The following is a 2,622-nucleotide window of genomic DNA, read 5'->3' on the forward strand; positions in this document are numbered from 1 at the left end:
TGCCTAGACATAACAAATCGCTGACACCCACCACTAATTTGCACCTTCCTAAGATACCGCCTAAGCTTTGAATCTACACTCAAAGGATCATCTCAAATCGCTGACACCCACCACTAATTTGCACCTTCCTAAGATACCGCCTAAGCTTTGAATCTACACTCAAAGGATTGAGGAAACTAAACTATGGCTACTGCCCGTAAAAAGCAAATCAGTTTAACCGTCACCAAATATTATCACTGTATCTCCCGTTGCGTAAGACGGGCCTTTCTGTGCGGTGAAGATAAATTTACTGGCAAATCATACGAACACCGCCGTGATTGGGTTGAAGAAAAGCTCCTGATGCTGGGCTCCGTGTTTTGTATTAATGTCTGTGCTTATGCCGTGATGAGTAATCACACCCACATTGTTTTATATGTTGATGATAAAAAGGCTAAGCGCCTGTCGGATAAAGCGATTGTGATGCGATGGCACAAGTTATTTAAAGGCAATTGGATAAGCCAAAAGTTTATTGAAGATGAGCCACTGAGTGAGTCGGAGCAATTGATACTAGATGAGCTGGTTGATAAGTACAGAGAAAGACTCGCTGATATTAGTTGGTTTATGCGGGTACTTAACGAAGACATCGCCCGCCGAGCAAATAAAGAAGATAATTGTACGGGCCGGTTTTGGGAAGGGCGATTCAAATCCCAAGCACTATTGGATGAAGCTGCACTGGCTGCCTGCCTCGCTTACGTAGACCTAAACCCCATTAGAGCCAACATTGCCGCAACGCCTGAAACCTCAGACTACACCAGCATCAAAAAACGCATCGACCATGCAAAATTAGGTAAACAGCCAAAAAGCCTACTACGCTTTGCTGGCAGCCCACGAAAACATATGCCAAAAGGCCTGCCTTTCGAGCTCAAATCCTATATTGAGTTGGTTGAACTCACAGGCCAATGTATTCGCGCCGACAAACGAGGCTATATCTTTGAGTCACAACCCATACTCACTCGACTCAATATTGAGCCTGAGAACTGGATAAAACTTACTACGCAGTTTTCTCGGATATTCCACGGCGCGGTTGGCCGAGAGCGTAGGATAACCGCTTACTGCGAAACACTGCAAAAACGACGACGGACAAACCTAACAAACTGCGAGCGCTTGCTGGCTTAGCAGAACTCACATCCTCAATTCTAGAATTTCTTACTCCTGTATTTACAGCGCGTTGTCGTGCGCGATAATCCAATTTTAGTTTAGCGATCCGCTTATCCGCCAAAGGTCACCCTATCTAAAAACACTTTTGTCCCTACTCTTTAAGTGTTTCCGTACTTTTTAATCTCACTTTGCCAGCATAGATACAAACAATGATGGGTGTCATCAATGATTCACTATTCAAATCCCAAGCATTACTAGACGAGGCTGCATTGACTGCTTGTCTCGCTTACGTAGACTTAAACCCCATTAGAGCCAAAATCGCAGCAACGCCTGAAACCTCAGACTACACCAGCATCAAAAAGCGAATTGACCATGCAAAATTAGGTAAACAGCCAAAAAGCCTACTACGCTTCGCTGGCAGCCCACGAAAACACATGCCAAAAGGACTGCCTTTCGAGCTCAAATTCTATATTGAGTTGGTTGAACTCACAGGCCAATGTATTCGCGCCGACAAGCGAGGCTATATCTTTGAGTCTCAGCCTATTCTAACTCGATTAAATATAGAGCCTGAGAACTGGATAAAACTCACTACGAAATTTTCTCGGGTATTCCATGGTGCTGTTGGTCGAGAGCGAACAATAACCGCTTACTGTGAAACACTGCAAAAACGACGACGGACAAACCTAACAAACTGCGAGCGCTTGCTGGCTTAGCAAAATTCACATTCTCAATTCTAGAATATCTTACTGCCGTATTTGCAGCGCTTAGTCGTGCGCGATAACTCAGTTTTAGTGTAGAGATACGCTTGAGCGCTAAAAATAACCTATCGATAAACGTTTTTGACCAAAATTATTGGAGTGTTTACATGCTTTTTTACTTCACTTTCCCAGCTTGAATATCAATAGTAATGGGTGTCGCTTATTTTCGTACTGCCAGAACAGGTACAAATAATAGTGGGTGTCATCAATGATTCTATCAATGATTCACTTTGTTAGGGCTCTATTTTAAAGGTAGCTAAAACCTGTTTGAAACCACCATTAACTTTTCCAAGGTCTTCTTTAGCCACCTGATTAGTCAAATATGCAACTTTTTCATGCGAAGGAAAAGAGTAAGACTCTGACACATGAGGTACATCAATATTAACAACCGAGATATTAAATTCATATTTCAATCCATGAAACTCAGTTCCATTTATAGATGTCTTAACTTCTTTTATTTCATTATCACTATCTAGCTCCAATATACTGGGGGTTTCTTTAATGAGAGCTTCAACATCCAGCTCAACGAACTCTTTAAGTTCGAATGACTGCTCTGTAGGATATACTTCAATTTTAATGATTGCGTCTCCAGGAGACTCAACAAAAACAAACCTAACATCTTCGCTCACAAAGTCTTCAGTGACCTCCCAATTTGCAGGGTAAGAAAATGAAAGCCCATCTTTTTCGTATTTTAATTGGTTGTTAATATCAGCAGGTTTTTCTGAAC

The 2,622-nt window shown here is 42.1% G+C and carries 2 protein-coding genes and 1 pseudogene; 2 read left to right on the forward strand and 1 reads right to left on the reverse strand.

Translation table 11 applies throughout. From position 1 onward, the window contains the following. Window positions 1-183 precede the first annotated feature (183 nt). Together L1D50_RS22605 and L1D50_RS22610 are read left to right on the forward strand one after the other, a co-directional pair. Window positions 184-1,155: a transposase gene (locus L1D50_RS22605; protein WP_239966896.1), complete on the forward strand. Its 972-nt coding sequence runs from the start codon at window positions 184-186 to the stop codon at window positions 1,153-1,155. A gap of 218 nt (window positions 1,156-1,373) precedes the next feature. Next, window positions 1,374-1,850 (forward strand): annotated as a pseudogene (locus L1D50_RS22610) (transposase); the annotation flags it as partial. A 278-nt stretch (window positions 1,851-2,128) separates the two neighbouring features. On the opposite strand, the gene L1D50_RS22615 reads toward L1D50_RS22610, so the two are convergent. Further along, a partial coding sequence (locus L1D50_RS22615) for a hypothetical protein (protein WP_239966897.1) occupies window positions 2,129-2,622 on the reverse strand: 494 nt, incomplete at its 5' end.

The sequence above is a fragment of the Pseudoalteromonas sp. Isolate6 genome, assembly GCF_022398435.1.
GTDB classification, from domain to species: Bacteria; Pseudomonadota; Gammaproteobacteria; order Enterobacterales; family Alteromonadaceae; genus Pseudoalteromonas; species Pseudoalteromonas galatheae.